Source organism: Streptomyces sp. NPDC051776, from assembly GCF_040681345.1.
Classification (GTDB): Bacteria; Actinomycetota; Actinomycetes; order Streptomycetales; family Streptomycetaceae; genus Streptomyces.
This window is the reverse complement of record NZ_JBFAYQ010000010.1, coordinates 86,192-105,576: the sequence shown is the minus strand read 5'-3', so window position 1 is coordinate 105,576 and position 19,385 is coordinate 86,192. Positions and strand designations below refer to the sequence as shown.

The 19,385-nt window shown below is 71.9% G+C and carries 20 protein-coding genes and 1 pseudogene; 8 read left to right on the top strand and 13 right to left on the bottom strand.

Annotated features, from left to right (window positions below; genetic code table 11):
* Nucleotides 1-226 precede the first annotated feature (226 nt).
* The 5 genes from glpK to AB0M26_RS11055 form a co-directional block, all read right to left on the bottom strand.
* Nucleotides 227-1,744, bottom strand: a complete 1,518-nt coding sequence (glpK, locus tag AB0M26_RS11075; protein ID WP_365258036.1) for a glycerol kinase GlpK — start codon at nt 1,742-1,744, stop codon at nt 227-229.
* Nucleotides 1,745-1,802: 58 nt separating this feature from the next.
* Entirely contained in the window at nt 1,803-2,666 is an 864-nt protein-coding gene (locus tag AB0M26_RS11070; protein ID WP_365258033.1) for an MIP/aquaporin family protein, read from the bottom strand.
* Between the two features lie 54 nt (nt 2,667-2,720).
* Nucleotides 2,721-4,325: a hypothetical protein gene (locus tag AB0M26_RS11065; RefSeq protein ID WP_365258030.1), complete on the bottom strand. Its 1,605-nt coding sequence runs from the start codon at nt 4,323-4,325 to the stop codon at nt 2,721-2,723.
* A gap of 84 nt (nt 4,326-4,409) precedes the next feature.
* On the bottom strand, nt 4,410-4,604 hold the full coding sequence (locus tag AB0M26_RS11060; protein ID WP_360854640.1) for a hypothetical protein: 195 nt from the start codon (nt 4,602-4,604) through the stop codon (nt 4,410-4,412).
* 290 nt (nt 4,605-4,894) lie between these two features.
* Nucleotides 4,895-5,107, bottom strand: coding sequence for a hypothetical protein (locus AB0M26_RS11055; protein ID WP_365258027.1), 213 nt, complete (start codon nt 5,105-5,107; stop codon nt 4,895-4,897).
* Nucleotides 5,108-5,374: 267 nt separating this feature from the next.
* Here AB0M26_RS11055 and AB0M26_RS11050 point away from each other — a divergent pair, with 267 nt between their 5' ends.
* Together AB0M26_RS11050 and AB0M26_RS11045 are read left to right on the top strand one after the other, a co-directional pair.
* A complete protein-coding gene (locus tag AB0M26_RS11050; protein ID WP_365258024.1) occupies nt 5,375-5,818 on the top strand; it encodes an SPW repeat protein in 444 nt (147 codons plus the stop codon).
* A gap of 219 nt (nt 5,819-6,037) precedes the next feature.
* Nucleotides 6,038-6,445, top strand: coding sequence for a VOC family protein (locus AB0M26_RS11045; RefSeq protein ID WP_365258021.1), 408 nt, complete (start codon nt 6,038-6,040; stop codon nt 6,443-6,445).
* 83 nt (nt 6,446-6,528) lie between these two features.
* On the opposite strand, the gene AB0M26_RS11040 is transcribed toward AB0M26_RS11045, so the two are convergent.
* Nucleotides 6,529-7,173, bottom strand: coding sequence for a helix-turn-helix transcriptional regulator (locus AB0M26_RS11040; RefSeq protein ID WP_365258226.1), 645 nt, complete (start codon nt 7,171-7,173; stop codon nt 6,529-6,531).
* Between the two features lie 676 nt (nt 7,174-7,849).
* Between AB0M26_RS11040 and AB0M26_RS11035 the strand changes: the two genes are divergently transcribed.
* Complete coding sequence (locus tag AB0M26_RS11035) at nt 7,850-8,773, top strand: M23 family metallopeptidase (protein ID WP_365258018.1); 924 nt, start codon at nt 7,850-7,852, stop codon at nt 8,771-8,773.
* A 176-nt stretch (nt 8,774-8,949) separates the two neighbouring features.
* Here AB0M26_RS11035 and AB0M26_RS11030 read toward each other — a convergent pair whose 3' ends face one another.
* The 4 genes from AB0M26_RS11030 to AB0M26_RS11015 form a co-directional block, all read right to left on the bottom strand.
* On the bottom strand, nt 8,950-9,375 hold the full coding sequence (locus tag AB0M26_RS11030) for an OsmC family protein (protein ID WP_365258015.1): 426 nt from the start codon (nt 9,373-9,375) through the stop codon (nt 8,950-8,952).
* A 94-nt stretch (nt 9,376-9,469) separates the two neighbouring features.
* On the bottom strand, nt 9,470-9,673 hold the full coding sequence (locus AB0M26_RS11025; protein ID WP_365258012.1) for a hypothetical protein: 204 nt from the start codon (nt 9,671-9,673) through the stop codon (nt 9,470-9,472).
* 88 nt (nt 9,674-9,761) lie between these two features.
* Entirely contained in the window at nt 9,762-10,280 is a 519-nt protein-coding gene (locus AB0M26_RS11020; RefSeq protein WP_365258009.1) for a hypothetical protein, read from the bottom strand.
* 60 nt (nt 10,281-10,340) lie between these two features.
* Nucleotides 10,341-10,934, bottom strand: a complete 594-nt coding sequence (locus AB0M26_RS11015; RefSeq protein ID WP_365258006.1) for a nuclear transport factor 2 family protein — start codon at nt 10,932-10,934, stop codon at nt 10,341-10,343.
* Nucleotides 10,935-11,143: 209 nt separating this feature from the next.
* Here AB0M26_RS11015 and AB0M26_RS11010 point away from each other — a divergent pair, with 209 nt between their 5' ends.
* Together AB0M26_RS11010 and AB0M26_RS11005 are read left to right on the top strand one after the other, a co-directional pair.
* Complete coding sequence (locus AB0M26_RS11010; protein WP_365258003.1) at nt 11,144-12,178, top strand: rod shape-determining protein; 1,035 nt, start codon at nt 11,144-11,146, stop codon at nt 12,176-12,178.
* Between the two features lie 121 nt (nt 12,179-12,299).
* Entirely contained in the window at nt 12,300-13,505 is a 1,206-nt protein-coding gene (locus AB0M26_RS11005) for a serine hydrolase (RefSeq protein WP_365258000.1), read from the top strand.
* A gap of 111 nt (nt 13,506-13,616) precedes the next feature.
* Here the strand turns inward: AB0M26_RS11005 and AB0M26_RS11000 are convergent, their stop codons facing one another.
* The 3 genes from AB0M26_RS11000 to AB0M26_RS10990 form a co-directional block, all read right to left on the bottom strand.
* Nucleotides 13,617-14,165, bottom strand: coding sequence for a ferritin-like domain-containing protein (locus AB0M26_RS11000; protein ID WP_365257997.1), 549 nt, complete (start codon nt 14,163-14,165; stop codon nt 13,617-13,619).
* A 251-nt stretch (nt 14,166-14,416) separates the two neighbouring features.
* Nucleotides 14,417-15,868, bottom strand: coding sequence for a lipase maturation factor family protein (locus tag AB0M26_RS10995; RefSeq protein ID WP_365257995.1), 1,452 nt, complete (start codon nt 15,866-15,868; stop codon nt 14,417-14,419).
* A 404-nt stretch (nt 15,869-16,272) separates the two neighbouring features.
* Nucleotides 16,273-16,530, bottom strand: a complete 258-nt coding sequence (locus AB0M26_RS10990; protein WP_365257992.1) for a hypothetical protein — start codon at nt 16,528-16,530, stop codon at nt 16,273-16,275.
* Between the two features lie 290 nt (nt 16,531-16,820).
* On the opposite strand from AB0M26_RS10990, the gene AB0M26_RS10985 reads away from it, so the two are divergent.
* The 3 genes and pseudogenes from AB0M26_RS10985 to AB0M26_RS10975 all read left to right on the top strand — a co-directional run.
* Nucleotides 16,821-17,270, top strand: coding sequence for a cyclic nucleotide-binding domain-containing protein (locus AB0M26_RS10985; protein WP_365257989.1), 450 nt, complete (start codon nt 16,821-16,823; stop codon nt 17,268-17,270).
* Nucleotides 17,271-17,957: 687 nt separating this feature from the next.
* Nucleotides 17,958-18,773 (top strand): alpha/beta hydrolase, encoded by an 816-nt coding sequence (locus AB0M26_RS10980; RefSeq protein ID WP_365257986.1) that lies wholly within the window; start codon nt 17,958-17,960, stop codon nt 18,771-18,773.
* Nucleotides 18,774-18,929: 156 nt separating this feature from the next.
* Nucleotides 18,930-19,343: pseudogene (locus AB0M26_RS10975) on the top strand (DUF402 domain-containing protein); the annotation flags it as partial.
* Between the last annotated feature and the right edge of the window lie 42 nt (nt 19,344-19,385).

Below are 19,385 nucleotides of genomic sequence, written 5' to 3'. Positions count from 1 at the left end.
ACCCGCGCACGACGCCCGGCGCTCGATCCACGACCCGCGCACGACGCCCGGCGCTCGATCCACGACCCGCGCACGACGCCCGGCGCTCGATCCACGACCCGCGCACGACGCCCGGCGCTCGATCCACGACGCGCGACGCACCGCCGCCGGTCGCGCGGACGGTGGGCCCTCGCGACCGGCGGCGGTCACGGCATGTGCGGGTCGGACGCAGCGGAGTGACGAGGGGTCACTTCACCGTCACCCAGTCGAGGCTGCGCTCGATGGCCCGCTTCCAGCCCTCGTAGCCTTCCGCGCGCTGCTCCTCGCTCCACTGCGGCTCCCAGCGCTTCGACTCCTGCCAGTGGGACCGCAGTTCGTCCTGGCTCTGCCAGAAGCCGGTGGCGAGTCCCGCCGCGTAGGCGGCGCCGAGCGCGGTGGTCTCCGCGACGACCGGCCGGCTGACCGGCACGCCGAGGATGTCCGCCTGGACCTGCATGCACAGATCATTGGCCGTCACACCGCCGTCCACCTTGAGGACGTCGAGGTGCACGCCGGAGTCCCGCTCCATGGCGTCGGCCACGTCGCGGCTCTGGTAGCAGATGGCCTCCAGCGTGGCCCGCGCGATGTGGCCGCCGGTGTTGTAGCGGGTCAGACCGACGATCGCGCCGCGGGCGTCGGACCGCCAGTACGGTGCGAACAGCCCGGAGAACGCCGGTACGAAGTAGACCCCGCCGTTGTCCTCCACAGAACGCGCCAGATTCTCGCTCTCCGCCGCGGATCCGATGATCTTCAACTGGTCGCGGAGCCACTGAACGGCCGCGCCCGTGACGGCCATCGAGCCCTCCAGGGCGTAGACGGCCGGGCTGTCGGCGAACTGGTAGGCCACGGTGGTGAGCAGCCCCGACTCCGAACGGACCGGCTCCGTACCGGTGTTGAGCAGCAGGAAGTTGCCCGTGCCGTAGGTGTTCTTGGCCTCGCCCGGCGTGAAGCACACCTGGCCCACGGTCGCGGCCTGCTGGTCGCCAAGCACCCCGGCGATGGGGATGGCGGTGCGCAGCGGCCGAGAGGTACGGGTCTCCCCGAACGCCTCAGCATGGGCGGAGGGGTTGATGCGCGGAAGCATGGCGCGTGGGACACCGAAGAAGCCGAGGAGTTCGTCGTCCCAGTCCAGGGTCTCCAGGTTCATCAGCATCGTCCGGCTGGCGTTGGTCACGTCGGTGGCGTGAATGCCGCCGTTCGGCCCGCCGGTGAGGTTCCACAGTACCCAGCTGTCCGTGGTGCCGAAGAGGGCGTTGCCGGACTCCGCCGCCTCGCGCAGTCCATCGACGTTCTCCAGCATCCACTTGATCTTGCCGCCGGAGAAGTACGTGGCCGGGGGCAGACCCGCCTTCCTCCGGATGACATCGCCCTTGCCCTCGCGCTCCAGGGCCGCGGCAATGGCGTCCGTCCTCGTGTCCTGCCACACGATGGCGTTGTGGTACGGACGGCCCGTCCGCGGGTCCCAGATGACGGTCGTCTCGCGCTGGTTGGTGATGCCGATCGCCGTCAGGTCGGACGCGTCCAGCCCGCCGTTCCGCAGCGCGTTCTGGATCACCGTGTTGGTGCGCTCCCAGATCTCCACCGGGTCGTGCTCTACCCAGCCGGCGCGCGGCAGGATCTGGCGGTGCTCCAGCTGATCCCTCGCCACCTCGCTGCCCGAGTGGTCGAAGATCATGAAGCGGGTACTGGTGGTTCCCTGGTCCACCGCACCGACGAACTCTGGCATCGCTTCCGCCTCTCGTAAGGTCGTACGGGAAGTCCTGGGCCGGACCGCGTGGTTCGGGTCAGGCCTGTTCGCCCTCGGGTGTGGGGACCCGACCCGGTTCCTGCGGCGGGGGTACGGTGAGGAACCGGCTGATGGCGAACTTGTACACAACGGCACCGACCAGGCCGCCGATCAGTGGAGCGACGATGGGCACCCAGAAATAGAGGTTTCCGTACTGGTCTCGCCATGCGTCGTGATAGCCGGTGATGAAGCTCGCCAGCCGCGGGCCGAAGTCACGGGCGGGATTGATGGCGTAGCCGGCATCCGCACCCCAGGCCATACCGATCGCCACCACGATGAGGCCGATGATGAAGGGGGCCATGTTGGCCCCGGGCGGGGTGTTGAGGAGGTCGGTCACCGCGAAGACCAGCATCACCAGGATGGCGGTGCCGATGATCTGGTCGCGGAACGCGCCCCACTCGCTCACCGGGAGCGACCCGTTGCCGGGGAGGGTGGAGAAGACGAACTGCGTCTTCAGCGTGTGCCCGGGGTCCGCGGCGGCCAGGACCTCGGTGTAGTTCCAGCGCACCAGCAGGGCCGCGACGAACGCCCCCGCTGTCTGCGCCAGGGCGTAGGGGCCGACCTTCCTCCAGGGGAAGCCCTTGAAGGCTGCGAAGGCGAGGGTGACGGCCGGGTTGATGTGCGCCCCGCTCAGCCGCGCCGCGACGTAGATGCCGAGAGTCACGCCGAGGCCCCAGGCCCACGCGATGCTGTCGTGGTCACCGAGTGCACCCGGAGGGTCGGTGAGTGCGCCGGCCGCCACCACCTGCGCGACCACGCCGCAGCCGAAAAGGATGAGGACCATGGTGCCGGCGAACTCGGCGGAGAGTTCCCCGATCAGGATGGATCTCTCGGACTTTGCCTGTCCCGTGTTCTCAGCCATTGAATACCCGCCTTCTCGCAGTGTGGAGGGCGGCCGTGAAGGCCTGCATCCGGCTCATCGTGTGCTCCGGCGGGCCGCGTCCGCGCGCTGGGTGGGTCCATTCGGGGGGCCGTCGCCCCTTCCCGCATCCGCCCGGCGGGCCGCAGGGGGGAGGTTGTCGGGCCGGTCCGGGAGGAGTTCCAGCACCGCGCGGCGGTGAGCCTCGTCGGCGTTGTCGTCGTACGGGTCCGGGGTGTCGGGAACCTGGATGCGGTGGACGGGGCCCGAGCCCAGACGTGCGTAACCCCGGCCGGGCGGCATGCCGTAGGCCGGAGTTGTGTGCGGCGGCGCGCCCAGGGCGGCTTCCACCTGCGCGGAATCCGTGGCTCCCAGGACCACGCGCGCCCGCGTGTGCGAGCGCACGGTCTCGGACAGCGTCTCCGCGTGGTCGAATTGCTCGCCGACGACGACGGTGACACCGGCTGCCCGGCCGTGGCGGAGCGGGATTTGGAGCAGCTCCTGCGGATCCCGGCGGCCCTCGGCGGAGGCCAGGAGCGAGAGCGCGGCCGGTCGGTCGAGGAGGATCCACAGCGCCCTGCGCGTGTCCTCGGGCGCCGGTAGCCCGGCCTGGCGGGCGCGGTTGGCGGAGACCAGCCGGCGCTCGGTCTCGTTGGCGGCCCATTCCAGGCACGCGAGGACCCCGCCGGGACCGCACTCCACGGCCAGGACGCCGGGTCTTCCGATCAGGCACGCGTACTCGCCGGCACCACCGCCGTCGACCACGAGCACATCGCCGTGGGCGAGCGCCTGCAGGGCGACCGAACGCAGCAGTGTGGTGACGCCGGCGGAGTTGTGGCCGAGGGCCAGCAGATGCGGTTCGGTGGAGCGCGGCCCGGTCCGCCACACCACGGGCGGGGCGTCGCGCGGCGCGTCGGCGCCCGACACGGGGACGGTGCGCTGCACTTCACCGTCGTCGGTGAAGCCGAGCACGGTCTCACCGGGTGCGGTGACGAAGCGCTGGGCGCAGATGTCGGTGGGCAGCGGTGGCAGCACGGTCATGGACATCTCGTTCGCCTCCTCGTCCCACTCGAACCGGTACTCCCGGCCGCGCCCGCACTTGGCGTACAGCAATTGCTCGATACGGGCGCGGGAGGCGGGCTCGCCGTCGGTGAAGTAGGGCGGGTAGCTGAGTTGAAGCCGCGTCAGGCGTCCGTCCTCGTCGAACTCGTAGGCGGACAGGGCCTGTTGCCATTCGCCACCGTGGGCGTAGAGGGGACTGGGATCGTCGGATGTGGAGAAGTACGGTACGAGAGCCTCGTAGATCACCCGGAGCCGCTGGAGTTCGGGCTCGTCCGGCCCGGTCGCGGCAGGGGCACGGTCATGGCCCGCCCAGGCCGCGGCCCCCATGAGCGCGATCAGCGCCACCAGCGGCCCGTACGGCAGCAGAGCCACGGCCACGACACCGGCCGCCGCGGTCAGGAACGCGGTGCCGCGCCGCTCGCTCGGCGTCGCCGACCAGCGGCGGCGCCCCGCTCCGGCCAGCCTGCGCAGCCCCCGACCGATGACGATCAGGGGGTGCAGGACGTCGGTGACGCTGTCGGCGGCCGTGCGCGCGACATCGCGGCCACGGGCGATCGGCGCGGGGGCGGTGAGGATACGGGGCAGTGGACGCCGGGCCACGGTCGTTCTCCTGAGGTCCTGGAGGCGGTGCCTGCTGCGGGGGCCGGTGCGGGCCGTGGCGGCCGGCCCGCTGCGCGGCCGTGGCTAGAACTTGATGCCGCCCAGGAGACTGGCGAGGCTCGCGCTGCCCGCCTTGATGCTGGGGGCGATGGCCGTGCCCGCGAGGAAGAATCCGAAGAGCGCGCAGACGACGGCGTGGGAGGCCTTGAGTCCGTCCTTCCGGAGGAACAGGAAGACGATGATGGCCAGCAGGACGACGCCCGAGATGGACAGGATCATGCGGTTCTCCTGAGTGATGGGGGACGATCTCCGTCACCATGAGTGGCTTGAGAATCGCAGCATGTATCCGTCGCAGGAAAGGTGCAAACGGGCGATTTGTCATGTGAATGGCCCGGTTGGTTGACCGATGGGCCCCCTGCGGCCGTAGGACCAGGCCGGATCGATCATTGCCGCAGGCGGCCGCGTCCTGTGCGCGGGACGCGGCCGGAGGCCGGCGAATCACCCGGACGTGCACAGGGGTTGTGCGTACGAAGGGAGGGTCCGGGGGTGGGTGAGCGGGCGCCCGGTGTTCAGAACAGCGGGAGCTGACCCGGGAAGGGCGGGGCATCCAGGTCGATCAGCGGCGGCTGGCCGGCGCCGACCGGTGTGATGCGCCGCGACCCCGGACACGAGATCAGCTCCAGGGCGGTCCGGCGGCCCGGAAGGTCGTGCCGGGCCAGCCGGCCCCCGACGACGGCGATCTGACGACGGCAGACAGGGCAGGGGCGGCGCGGAGTGGACATGGGCTCAGTTTCCCCCATGCGGCACAGGCGATGGCCGCGATCGCGCCTCACGCGCGCCTTGCCGGGTGCCGAATCCGTACGGGGTGGACGAGCTTCGTACGGACCCCGCACGACGGGATGCCGGGCGGTTCTGACCTTTGTCGTGCAGAGCCGAAGTATTTGAACAGGAATCTACCCTTAAAGCACTCCAAAGAGCACAATGGAACTGCTTGCCCATAGTCGGGCACTGCGCAACAACGGTGTATGGACCGAAGGAGGCGAGCAGGAATGGCCGACCTCTCGCATCGCCCAGGTGACATAGCGACTCACCCGGACGTACACGAAATGCGGGACCGGTACGCACGCATGCTCGAAGGACGGAGCGCGCCCGCCATCGAGGGACTGGCGTTCCTCGCAGGCGTCTACTGCGCCATCTCCCCGTGGACGGTGCACTTCGCAAGTGCCCGCCCCGAGCTGACACTCAACAACCTCGTCCTGGGAATCGCCATCGCGCTGATGGCCGTCGGACTCGCCGCCGTGCCGGAGAGGATTGGAGGGCTCAGCTGGACCTTGGCCCCGCTGGGGGCTTGGCTGATCATTGCTCCGTGGGTGGTCACCCGCTTCCCCGACACGGGGATGATCTGGAACAACGTGGTCGTGGGCGCTGTCGTGTGCCTCCTCGGCCTGATCACCGCGGGCGCGGCCATGAGGACGGTTGGCCGCGAGACGTGACATGGCGGAAGGAAGCCGGCCACCGCACCGGCGACCTCTCCACTTCCTGAGCGGCAGCCGCTGAGCGGCTGCCGCTCCCTCGTCGACGACGATCCGCAGCGGGGAGTGGCGGAGCCTGGCGCACGGGGCGACGGCGCCGCGGAACGCAGCCGTCCCCGAACCGTTCGCGCTGTCCGATTCGTTCAAGACCGGTGCGCACCCGCTGCCTACGGTTGGGGCATGGCACCTCGATTCGACCTCATCGGCCTCGTCGTCTCCGACATGGCCGCATCGCTCGCCTTCTACCGCCGGCTCGGCCTCGACATCCCCGGCGACGCCGACTCCGAGCCGCATGTGGAGGCCTCGCTGCCCGGCGGACTGCGGATCGCCTGGGACACCGAGGACACCGTCCGCTCCTTCGACCGGTCGTGGACGCCACCGAGGGACACCGGTCGTGCCTCTCTCGCCTTCGCCTGCGACGGTCCCCCCGATGTGGACCGGACGTACGACGAACTCGTGGGCGCGGGCCACCGTGGGCACCTCAAGCCCTGGGACGCGTTCTGGGGCATGCGCTACGCCTGTGTCCTCGACCCCGACGGCAACGGAGTGGACCTGTTCGCCCCGCTGCCGGGCGCGCAGAACCCGTAGCCACCCGTCAGCTCGCCGGACGCCGCGCGGCGCTCTCCCCCGGAGGGAGGTTGCGTGGCCACCGACGGGCGCGACCGCGCGGCCTACGGCAGCAGTTCGCGCAGCGGTACCCCGGCGAGCGCCTTGACCTCGCGGGCGAGGTGGGCCTGGTCGGCGTACCCCGCGTCCACCGCGACCTCGGCGAACGGCGCCCCGGTCCGCGCCAGGTCCAGCGCACGGTTCATCCGCAGCACCCGGGCGAGCGTCTTCGGCCCGTAGCCGAAGGCGGCCAGAGCGCGGCGGTGGAGCCGGCGTTCACCGAGACCGGCCGCCGCGGCCACCGCCGACACCGGTTCGCCGGCGCGCAGGCCGGCCACGACGATCGCGAGGAGCGGATCGGGGCGCGGGGCGCCCGGCAGCCGGTCGACCGCGATCCGCTCCAGGGCGGCCGCGCGGTCCGGGGCGTCCGCCACGCGTTCGGCCAGGCGGCGGACGTCCGCGCCCGGCCAGAGAGCGTCCAGCGGGACCCGGTGATCCCGGAGCTCGTCGGCCGGAACGCCCAGGAGATCGGGGCCCCGGCCGGGCGGGAAGCGCAGCCCGACGTAGTGCGCACCGGGGACGACGGCGGGTACGTACCCCCGCGTATCGGGACCCGCCACGAACAGCTCCCCGTCGAGCCAGATCAGGTCGGTGCAGCCGTCGGGCAGCACGCGGTGCGGCGCCTCGTCCGCCGTCCGGGTCCACAGCACCGCGCCCGCCCGCGGGGAGTACCACTCCTCGTACGCGCCGTCGGTGCGGTGTGCGTGCGCGCCGTTGGTGCCGCGTGCACCGTGCGCGCCGTTGGTGCCGTGTGCGTCGTCCACGCCATCCACCTCTCAAGCATCGCACCGCACCCGTGGGGCCACCCAGGGCCCCTCGGGCCGTCCGGTTCCCAGCCGCCCCTCCTCGCTGCGGGTACAGCGGGCTCACCCGATGGGCGGCGCCGGGACGGTCTTTGAGCCGGGTCAGCCCACGGGCGCGTCACCTGGGCCGTTGCGGCATTCGCGCGATACCCGATGCTCCGTTGGCGGGACGTCTCCCGCCGCTGCGGCGCGTGCGCTTGACGGGGTGTCGGGGTGGCATGGGGTCAGGTACGGGCGCCGCCCCGGCGGCCAGGCACCCAGCAGCCGTGCCGGAGGAGGGTCTTCATGCGCATCTCATCGCGTCCGACGGCCGCTGCCCCGGCCTGTCCGGCCGCCGTCATCCGCCGCTGGATCGGCAACCCCACCTGAGTCGCAGGACATGGCCTCCGCAGCCGCAGGCCTCCGGCTCCCGGACAACGGACCCCCGCGGTCGTCCGGGCGTCGGAGGCCTGCGGCATGTGAGGGCGACGCCGGGTCCACCGCGGGCACCGGCCACCCCTACCCCGACGGAAAGGACATTCCAGTGAGCCCCGAAGACATACGTCGCCGAATATCCCCCGGCATCCGTCGCAGCAGCGCACGCCGCAGCACCGTCCGGCGTCTCCTCCTGTGCGGCGGTATCGCAGGGACGCTCGGGCTGGTCCCGGCGACGGGCGCCGCGTGGGCCCGGAGCCAGGAGCCGCCCCCGGTGCGCCAGCTGCTCGGTCCCGGACAGCAGGCGCCGGCCATGAACGCCCGCCCGACCGCGACGGACGCCTCTCCCGACAGCCCGTGGGTGCCGGAATCCCAGGCGGACGACTACGACCCCCACCGCGATTACTTCGCCGGCTTTGATCCGATGCCCTACCTCAGCGGCCAGAGCGTCGGGAACGACGCCGACCCCGACGACCCCGCCGAGAGCGTCGGCGAGGACGAGGGCGACGAAAATGCGGGTGAGGAGCAGGACGCGAGTGAGGGCCAGCACGCGAGCGAAAACCAGAACGCGAGCGACGAGGACTCCGGCGCGGAGCAGGCGTCGGGCCAACCGCTCGAACGACCGCAGGGCGCCTGGACCAAGCCCATCACCTCCGGCGAGGTGACCGCCGCGTACGGCATTCCCGGCGACTGGATCGCCGGCCACCACACGGGTGTGGACCTCGCAGTCCCGGTCGGTACCCCGGTCCGCTCCGTCGGGTCGGGCGTCGTGAAGCAGGCGGGCAACGGCGGCGACTACGGGAAGATGGTGCTGATCCGCATGGACGACGGGCGCTACACCCTCTTCGCCCATCTCTCCAACGTGCTCGTCGACCCCGGCGAGCGCGTGTCGACCGGATCCCTCATCGGCCACTCAGGCAACACAGGCCGGTCATCGGGCCCGCACCTGCACTTCGAGGTGCGCAAGACGGCCACGTACGGCTCGGACATCGACCCCGTGTCGTACCTGGCCTCCAAGGGCGTCCGTCTCTGAGAGCGCGCAGGCGCGACGCCGATGCGCAGGCGCCGCCGGCCGGATCACCGGCCGGCGGCGCCTGCCGCGTCTCCCGGACCGCCGCGTCTCCCGGACCGCCGCGTCTCCCGGACCGCCGCGCCTGCGGATCCGCCGCGCGTACGGGTCCCGGGCGCTGAGCGCGGGACCCGCCCGAGTCAGACCAGCTTCGCGGTGAGCGTGATCGTCGTGCCCGAAAGCGCCTGGCTCACCGGGCAGTTGGCCTTCGCGTCCTCGGCCGCCGAGGTGAATGCCGCCTCGTCGAGACCCGGGACCTGACCCTGCACCGTGAGGTGGATGCCAGTGATGCCGGTGCCCGGCTGGAACGTGACCTCCGCCTGGGTCCGCAACTGCTTCGGAGGAGTGCCGGCCTTGGTGAGTCCGTTCGACAGAGCCATCGAGAAGCAGGCGGAGTGGGCGCCCGCGATCAGTTCCTCCGGGCTGGTCTTCCCGCCCGGCTGCTCGGCGCGCGCGGGCCAGGAGACCGGATATTCGCCGATCCCCGAGGAGTCGAAGGAGACGGTGCCCTTGCCCTCGAGCAGATTGCCGTCCCAGACCGTGTGCGCGGTGCGCGTCGTGGCCACGATGAATCCTTCCTGTGTACGGGTGTACGTCACCCAGGCCGTGCGCCCGGCACGGCCGACGGTCCCCAACGCGCCGTACGACGCCCCCCGTGCGTCACCTCTCAGCGGCGGGCCAGGCCGGCCGGCGCATCAGGTTGATCCACTCGCGATCGTACTGCCCCGGGACTGCTTTGCCCGCGGACGCCCAGCTACGGGCCAGAGCCGCGTAGATCGGGGCGTCCGCGAGCAGCGGAACCGTTTCGCCATCCGACGGCCTGCTCAGGGTCCTGCGCCGCGCCGTCACCCGTCGAAGCTGCATCGTTGTCACAGTCGACCAACGGCGCCTCCGGCGGTCCGGTCACCTCCGCGGTTCCGTACTCACCCTCACCGGCGCCACCTCGCACAGGTCATCGACGGCGGCCGCTCCGTGATGGCCCGTTCCGTCTTCTCCCGGAGGAGGACGGGCCGGAGCCGGACGGGCCGGAGCCGGACGGGCCGGAGCCAGAGGAGGCGGAGGAGGGCGGGCCCGCGGACGGGACGCTGAACACCACACTCGCGCTGGGCGGGCCGCCCGTGAGTTTCCGACCGGGCTCGATTGCGGCGCCCGGAGCCCCGCCGCAGCCGGGGGAGGGGTGGAGTTCGGCGCTCAGTTCGGTGTTGTTCCGGAAGGCGCTGGCCGAGCCGTTGCCGAGTGGGTAGCAGATGCCGGCACGCGGTGTGCCGATGGACTGGGTGGGCTCCCGCTCACCGAAGTCGAACGACAGCGGCTCAGCCGTGGGTGCCGGGGCGGGACCGACGGGCTCGGGGGGCGCCAGGGCCCCCGGGCCGCCGGGTTCGGCGCCCCCCGTCGCCTGAGCGGCGGTGAGCGCCACTGCGACGGCCCCGGCGGCGGCCGCGATCGACACACAGCGGTGGATCACGCTCATACGTCATCTATGGGCGAGTGCCGGGGAGCACGCAACCGCTGCGAGCGGTCCGACGGGGCGTCAGCGCGGTTGCGGAACCAGGTCTTCGGAGGTCCGGCGCCACTTCTCGTGCACCGCGACCTCGTGCACCCGCCATCCTGCGTCCGTGCGGTGCAGCCCGAAGGTGTACCGGCCGCCCGAGGTGAGGTTCGGAACCGCGGGCAGCGCCCCACCCGAACCGTCCAGCCGTACGGAATCCGGCCGCCGCGAAGCAGCCCGCACCGGGTCCGGCCGGATCCCGTCAGGTCGTGCCGAGGCACCGCCTGCCGCCGAGTCCCCTCGCTCCGTGTCCAGCCGCATCGGATTGATGTAGTCCGCCCGCACCAGTGCGCCGTCCCCCGCCTCGCCGTCCATGCTCTCGATATGCACCTGCCGGTTGACGATCAGGTGCTGACGTACGGGGAACAGGTGCATCGTCTCCTCGAGCCAGACCGACACGTCCCCGGCCATCCCCTCGATCCCGCCCGAGCCGCGGTAGTCGGCCCGGCCGTCCGGGGTGAAGAGCGCACGGTAGGCGGGCCAGTCGCCGTCGTCGACCGCCCTCGCGTAGCCCGTGATCAGATCGTCGATGGCCAGCCGGTCCAGGAGTCCCGTGAGCTGAGCGCGCTGCGTCATGCGCTCAGTGTCGGGCCGCCGCGTGGCCCGGCCAAGAGCCCGGGAGGCCATCCCGTACGGCAGCCGAACCGGGTGAGGGCTGGACGGCGGATACGACGAGCGGATGATCACACTCTTTCGAGGGAGGGTGGCGGGTGGTGCACGGGTGGGCACCGGCAGCGGACCGAGTCTGGAGCGACAACTCGTCGCCAGTGGCGAAAGGATCCCGCATGCCTCTGCCTCAGGCTCTCGGCGCAACCCATCTGGCCGTCGACCTCGGCACCTCCTGCACCCGGATGCGCGGCCCCAGAGGAGCGTCGTTCCACGGCGCCTCGATGCTGGCCGTGGACACCCGCGCCGGCAAGATCGTGGCCGTCGGCGACTCCGCCAAGCGGATGGCCGGCCGTACGCCCCCCGCCATCGAGACCGTCGCCCCCATCCGCCGCGGCGTCATCACCGACTTCGACGCGGCGACGCGGCTGCTGTGGCACGCCATCGGACAGCAGAGGCGCGGCCGATTGCGGTCCTGGCTGCCGCCGCGGGTGGTGGCGGGCGTACCCGCGCAGGCCACGGCGGTGCAGCAGCGGGCGGTCGAGGAGGCATTCGAGTTCGCCGGGGTCCGCTCCGTCCACCTGCTGCCCAAGGTGACGCTGGCCGCCATCGGCGCGGGCGTTCCCGTGTGGGACGCGACCGGGACGATGGTCGTCGACATCGGTGCGGGGACGACCGAGGTCGCCGCCTTCGCCTTCGGCAACCTCGTCGCCGCCGAGTCCATCACGACCGCTGGCGACGCCTTCGGCGAGGCGCTGCGCGCCTACCTGCACCAGGAGCACACCCTCGCTCTCGGCTTCGCGGCCGCGGAGGAGCTCAAGATCCGCCTCAGCCGGGCGGCGGCCACGGGCAGGACGACGTGTGTGGACGTACGCGGGCGGGACCGCATCAACGACCTGCCCAAGACGGCGATCCTGTCCGCCGGGGACCTCGTGCGGATCGTGGCCCCGGAGGTCAGACGGATCGCCGCCTCGGTGAGCGCCGTCATCGGGCGCTGCCCCGCGAGCGTCGCGGACGACATCGTCGGCCGCGGGATGGTGCTCACCGGGGGCGGGGCTCTGCTCGGCGGTCTGCCCGAGCAACTGGGCCGCAGCGTGGGCATGGCCGTCCACCTCGTTGACTCCCCCCACACGTCGGTGCTGGACGGTGCCGTCCGCTGGGTCGCGGACTCCGGGACGCCCTCGGGCCAGCAGCCGCTCCTCGCTCCCATCTGATTCCGCCGGAGGCAAGCCATCAGTTCTCTTACAGGACAAAGGAACTGACGGTACGTCGAACGATCCCCGGATGGAGCAGGAACTCGCGGCACCCGCCGCCAACCCTTCCTACCGTGCGGATATGGAGACGATGTCTGGACTCAAGACGCGGACCGGCGCGGCGGCGGTCGCCGCCGCGTGTCTGGTCGTCGCCGGCCCGGCGGCACCGGCTCACGCGGACGGCGAAGGCCAGCACCACGCAGTGCCCGCCAGGGTCGGCGGCCCCCTGCTGAGCCGGCACGGGGTTCAGGCGCTGCCGGGCAGGGGCGCGCCTGGACTCCCCTCGGACATCTCGGCCCTGTCGTGGATGGTCTCCGACGCCCGTACGGGTCAGGTGCTCGCCGCGAAGGACGCGCACCGCAAGCTCGCCCCGGCCAGCACCCTGAAGACCCTCTTCGCGGTGACGGTGCTCCCCAAGCTGCCGCAGACCGCCCTGCACAAGGTGACCCATGCCGATCTCGCGGATGTCGGGGCGGGCAGCAGCCAGGTCGGCATCCAGCCGGGCAAGTCGTACTCCGTATCGGACCTGTGGCGCGGGGTGTTCCTGCGCTCAGGCAACGACGCCGTCTCCGCGCTGGCTTCGATGAACGGGTCGATGGCCGAGACGATCGCCCAAATGCGCGCCAAGGCAAAGGCGTTGGGTGCCTACGACACCCGAGTCGTCTCGGCCGACGGATACGACGCACCCGGCCAGGTCTCGTCCGCGTACGACCTGTCCCTGTTCGCCCTCGTCGGCCTCGCCAATCCCGACTTCGTCCGCTACAGCTCCACCGAGGTGGCCGAGTTCCCCGAGGGGCGGAAGGCCGACGGCAGGGTGAAGCGCCATTTCCAGATCCAGAACACCAACCGCCTGCTGACGGGGGCGCCCGGCCTCGACCCGTACCGCGGACTGATCGGCGTGAAGAACGGATACACCAGCCACGCGGGAAACACCCTGGTCGTCGCGGCGAAACGCGGTGGGCGGACGCTGCTGGCCACCGTCATGAATCCACAGTCCGGCGTCCCGAACGCCGTGTACGAGGAGGCCCGTTCGCTGCTCGACTGGGGCTTCGCCTCGGCAGGCAGGGTCGCCGCGGTCGGGCGGTTGCAGAGCCCGCCGAGTATGGCCGTACGGAGTCCGGTCCAGCCGCCCCCTCCGCAGGACGCCGGCATGGTGAACGACGTGGCCTCCCATGTGTCCGGGGCAGGCGGGGCACCCTGGCTGGCCGGTGCCGCCGGGGTCGTGGCACTGTGCGGAGGCGCGCTGCTGCTGCGGATGCGGCGCGGTCCGTTCCGTCGGCGGATGTGAGGGGCGGGGCCGGGCCGGAGGCCGGATCCGGCCCGCCCGTCTCCTGAGCTCGGTCAACTCCCGTTCCCGTCGGCTCCGGTGCGCCCGGCCCGCCTTCTTGAAGGGCCCGGCTCAGATCCCGGACTTGTCCCGCGGGATCCGCTCCAGCAGCGCCCGCATGTCGTCGGCGTGCTCCTCCTCCTGCGCGAGGATGTCCTCGAAGATGCGGCGCGTGGTCGGATCACCGGCGCCGATCCACTGGGCGATCTCGGTGTACGCGGCGATCGCCACGCGCTCCGCCACCAGATCTTCCTTGATCATCTCGATCAGGTCGGGGCTGGCGTCGTACTCGGCGTGCGCGCGCGTCGTCAGCGTCTCCGGGTTGAAGTCCGGTGCGCCACCGAGCTGGACGATGCGCTGGGCCAGCATGTCGGCATGGTGCTCCTCCTCCTGGGCGTGCTGGAGGAACTCGGCTGCCACCGGCTCGGAATACAGGCCGGTGGCCGTGTAGTAGTGGCGCTTGTAGCGCAGCGTGCAGACGATCTCGGTGGCCAGCGCCTCATTGAGTACCTGGAGCACCCGGTCCAGGTCGGCGCCGTACACATCCGTCACCGGGCCCTTGTCGATCTCCGTACGGGCCCGCTCCCTGATGGTCTGGAGGTCGGTGAGGAAATCTGCCATGTCGCAACCGCCTTTCTCCGGACACGGCTCGCTGCCGTGGTCGCTGCGCGTAGCCCGTGTCCCCCGATCGGCCACTGATGTCACGGGTGTTCAGCCGACCGGCCGTACCCCGAGCTCCGTGCGGTGTGCAACCGGATCACGGCGGCAGCCGCCCGAACCTGTCGACCTTCGCGGATGACGCGCCGTTTGGACCGCCCGGTCCGCCCGCCTGCTCAGGGCGCCCGCTCAGCGCGTCTGCTCCGCGCGCCCGCTCAGCGGCCCGCGGTGGTGCGGTCGCCGTGGTCCAGCGCCACGGGCGGCAGGAACTCGCCCACCGGCTCCCGGTGCCACCACGCCCCTGACTCCTTCCGCTCCCGCCGTGTCGTGAAGCGGTACTGGTAGAGGCGTGCCCGTACGTGCGTGGGCGGCCCGTCGGGGAACGGGGAGCGGCGCAGCAGCTTCAGCGTCGCCCGGTCGCCCCGCAGCAGCCGTTCGACGAACGGCAGGAACCACGAGTGCGAGTAGGCGGGCGACAGTGCCGCGAACCACATCATCCAGTCGAGGCGCAGGTGGTAGGGCGCCACTTGGGGAGGCAGCCGCGCAGGATCGCCGGGCTTGCCCTTGAACTCGTACGCCCGCCACACCGTGTCCGGCGTGAGCACCGGCTCGTCGGTCCCTTCGACGACGATCTCGCGGCGCGTGCGGCTGATGCTCCCGAACGCCCCGTAGGTGTTGACCAGATGGAGCGGATTGAACGAGCGGTTCATCTGCTGGCGGCGCGAGAGGAGGTTGCGGGCGGGCCAGTAGCTGAGCGCGACGGTCAGCGCGGCGGCCGCGATCACCAGGACCTCGAACCACACGGGGGCGGGGCCGGTCTCCGGAGGCGCCGGCAGGCCGAGCGCCTCGGTGGTGGGAGCGCCGCCGATCGCAGGTAGCGCCAGGACGATCGTCAGCCAGTTGAGCCACGCGAAGTTCCCGGACGCCACCAGCCAGAGCTGGGTGACGATGATGAGGCCCGCGGCGACGCTCGCCACCGGCTGAGGAGTGAACAGAGCGACGGGAACGAGCAGTTGGGCCGCATGGTTGGCGGCCACCTCGACGCGGTGCAGCGGCTTCGGCAGATGGTGGAAGTACCAGCTCAGCGGGCCGGGCATCGGCTGGGTCTCGTGGTGGTGGTACAGGCACGTCAGATCCCGCCAGCAGCGGTCCCCGCGCATCTTGATCAGGCCGGCGCCGAACTCGACCCGGAAGACCAGCCAGCGCAGGAGCCACAGAACGAGGACGGGCGGCGCTGTCGTGTCATTGCCCAGGAACACGGCGAGGAAGCCCGCCTCCAGCAGCAGCGACTCCCAGCCGAAGCCGTACCAGGTCTGGCCGACATTGACGATCGACAGATACAGCAGCCAGAGCACGAACCACATCAGCATCGAGGCCCACAGCGGTACGGCGTCGGCCGCACCGGCCACCACGGCGGCGGCGAGAGCGGCGCCGGTCCGGGCGAGGACGGCGAAGAACCGGTCCGAGTAGTGGAAGTGGAAGATGCTCGGCGACTGCCGGAACGCTACGCGCGCGACGAAGGACGGGACCGGCAGAATCCCCCGGGCGCCGATCAGCGCCCGGAACTGGTTCGCGGCGACGATGAAGGCGACCAGATAGACCGCCGCGAGAGCCCGCTGGAAGACGAGCCTGCCGAGCCAGTAACCGGAATCTCCGAACCACTCCATCGCCGGCCGCTCCTCGGGCAGTCCTCCGTCGGACGATCTTCCAGTACGACGCGTACCCAGCGGCGGGCCGCCCAGTGGCTGGGTCCGGCGGGATCACCGGGACCGGGGACGTTCCGGCCGGAATCCGTCCCGCGGCGGGCCGTCGTGGGGGAACCTTCTGGGGGGGCGTGTGTTTGCTGCAGGACGGGCCCGGGGCGGTCCTGGGGGACGGGGCGACGCGGGCGCTGGGCCACTCGGTTTTCCTTCCGGCGTCCACGTGGGCCTGCCGTCCGCATGGCTGACGGTGGTGATCGGCCTCGACGAACCCACGCGGGTCGCGCGGGCGCCGGGAGCGCCCGTCACGACGTATGCGGCACTGGCCGGGGGCTGGACACGCGGCCGGTCGCCATCCTCCACGACGGCGATCAGTACGGCGTGCAGCTGGAGCTCTCGCCACTGGGGTGCCGCGAACAGCTCGGGCCGAGGGCGAGGTCGTCCACGCCGAGCTCCGCCGTGCCGACGGCGCCGGAATCATGCTCGGCAGCACCCGCCGGAGCAGCGTCATCTGCGGCCTGCCTCCGGGTACCGGATCCGTCCATGTGGTCACCGAGGAGCCCGATGCCGCCTTCGTCCGCGCCACGGCCGCCGGAGCCGAGGTCCTCCAGGACCCGGAGGACACCCACTACGGATCCCGCGCTTCACCGTCCGGGATCCCGATGGAGTCTTCGGGAGCTTCGGAACCTACGCCGGGGCCTGACCCCGCCTTCGCCGGTCCAGGACCCCGCCCCGCCCCGCCCCGCCCCGTCCGGGCCGGGCCCCGCCCCGCCCCGGTCCAGGGTCCCGCCCCGGCCCGGGGGCCGGTCCTCCGGTCCGGGATGGCGCAGGCGGGGGATCGTGGGTCCAATAGGGGTAACCAGGTGCACGTCGCCCGGCGGCCCTGGCAGTGGCTTCGGAGGCGAGGAGGCTCGCGCTCATGACTACTGCGCCCCGGTTCCTGCGGTCTCTCCCGGTTGACATCCGCGACCGCCTGATGCAATTCGCCCGGGAGGTGTCCTTTCCCCAGGACGCCGAGATCTTCCGGGAGGGGGGCAGGGCGACCGGCTTCTGGATCATCCGCTCAGGCGCGGTCACTCTCGATCTGCGCGTGGCCGACCGGCGACGCGCGGCCGTGGCCACCCTCGGGCCGGGCGATCTGCTCGGCTGGTCGTGGCTCTTCCCGCCGTACCAATGGGACTTCGGTGCCGAAGCGCTGAGTCCGGTTCGGACGTACGCCTTCGACGGGGCGCAGGTGCGGTCGCTGTGCGAGGACGACCCGGCGCTGGGGCTGGTCGTGATGCGCACGGTCGCGGAGATCCTTGCCCACCGGCTGCAGGCCGCCCGTACGCGCCTGCTCGAGCTGGCCCCGTACACGTTCACGGCCTGACCGGCCACGGCGTCCGAGGCGCGTACGACGACCGGCGGTGCGTGGGGACGCGTACGCCTCCGACGCCTGACAAGCCTGTGGCGCCCGCCGGAAGAAGGAACGGGCGCCACAGGGGCGGCGGGGCAGGGGGCCGGGGGCTGCTCCGGCCCTTTCCGCCCCGCCCGCTCACGTCGGTCGGCAGTGGCGCCGCCGACCGGCCGTCGCTCCTTCAACGTGGCCGCTGTGGTGAGGTTTCGGTCTGCTCACGAACGAGTGGCCGCCCGGCTGACGGCACACCGCTGGACGAGTGACGTTTCCCGCCGCCTGTCGCCCTGTCCGGGCATGGATCGCCAGAGTGGTCTCCGTGGCTTGGAGCATCTCTTGACCGCCGGCCCCGCGTCCGCATCTGCATCCGCGCCCGGCCCCGCGCCCGCATCCGTGCCTGCGCCCGCGTCCGCATCTGCATCCGCGCCCGGCCCCGCGCCCGCATCCGTGCCTGCGCCCGCGTCCGCATCTGCATCCGCGCCCGGCCCCGCACAACCCGGCCCCGCACCCGCGCCCGCGCCCGCGCCTGGACCAGCGCCGAGGGACGCGCCCGCCGCCACCGCGCGCGCCATCCGCCCGCCGTTCCCCCCACCGCGCGGCGCCGGCCGGGCCCAGGAGGAGCTGCGCCGGCTGGCCTTCGGTGGTTACCGCTACGACTGCCGCGTGCTACGACAGCGCCATCCCCGCACGGCGCCCGTCCTGCTCCTCGGCGGGGCCGCGCAGGACAAGTACGCCTGGACCAGGCAGGAGACCCGACTTGCGCGGGTCGCCACGGTCGTCACCGTGGATCTGCCCGGCTGGGGCGGGGCCGATGCCCTCCCCGCGCATCACGGGATGGACTTCCTCGCCGACGCCGTCCGGCACGCCCTCGACCGCACCGGGGTCCGCAGGGTGAACGTCATGGGAGCCTGTTACGGAGGCGTGATCGGTCTCCGATTCGCCCAGCGCCACCCGGACCGCATCGCGCGACTGGCCCTCGTCGGCACGCGCCGCACCCTGCCGCGACAGATCCGCGAGTCCTTGGGACTCGCCGTCGAGCTGCTCCGCGGCCACGATACCGACCAGTTCGCACGGTACGCCGCCGATTTCCTCGCGCCGCTCGCCGACCGTGCGCTGATCCGCCGCCGAGGCGCGGTGCACCGGCTGCTGGAGCGGCAGTTCCAGCGCATGACGCCGGGACAGGCCGACCGGTTCGTGAAGAACACCGAACGGCTGCTGCGGCACCCGCTGTACGACCCGGTTCCGGTGCCCCCCGTCGCGACCCTGTTCGTCCACGGTGAGCACGACCGCTTCTCATCACCGGGCCACGGCCGGGAGATGGCGGCCGCGGTGCCCGGCGCACGCATGGCGGTCATGGAGGCCGCGGGCCACATGATTCCGCTGGAGCGCCCGGAAGAGTTCACCGATCTGCTGCTGAGGTTCTTCACCGACCGGCCGCTGGACGGCCTGCCCCTCTCTCTCACCGGCGCGGAGACGTGAGACCGAGCGGCACGCAGCAGGAGCGGAGAGATATCGCGTGGCTCGGGCCCCAATCCGCAAGACGCTGAAGACATGGAGTATGCGCACACCGTTCCGGCGCCCGTCCGCTCCCGGGCGGCGAGGTGACCGTCCGGCTGGTCAAGCAGCCCCCGTAAGGTGCCCTGTCCCGCGGTCGTGACCGGTGACGACGGTACGCACGCCGTAGTCCGCGCCCCGTGGGCCGGTGGCGCCGAGCGGGGCTTGGGGTTCGTGCGCTTCACTCACGACGACATGTTCACCGAGCACTACTGGCGCGACCGCTGGTACTCGGTGAAGGAGGTGCGGAGCGCTGACGGCCCTCTCAAGGGCTGTACTGCGCCATCGCCCGCCCCGCCCGCCTGGAGCGGGACCTTGGGCGGGACCTGCTCGTCGTCGAGGACATGCATCTCGACCTGTCGGTCTCTGCGGACGGGGCGACCGGTCTGCGCCTTGACGAAGGACGAGTTCCTGGAGAGCGGCCTCCCGGACCGCGACCCGGCGGGTGCGGACCGGGCCCGTGAAGCGCTGGACGACCACGAACCCCTCGCACGCCAGGCTTCACCGCTCTCCTCGAGGTGCCCTCGGAGCGGTGAC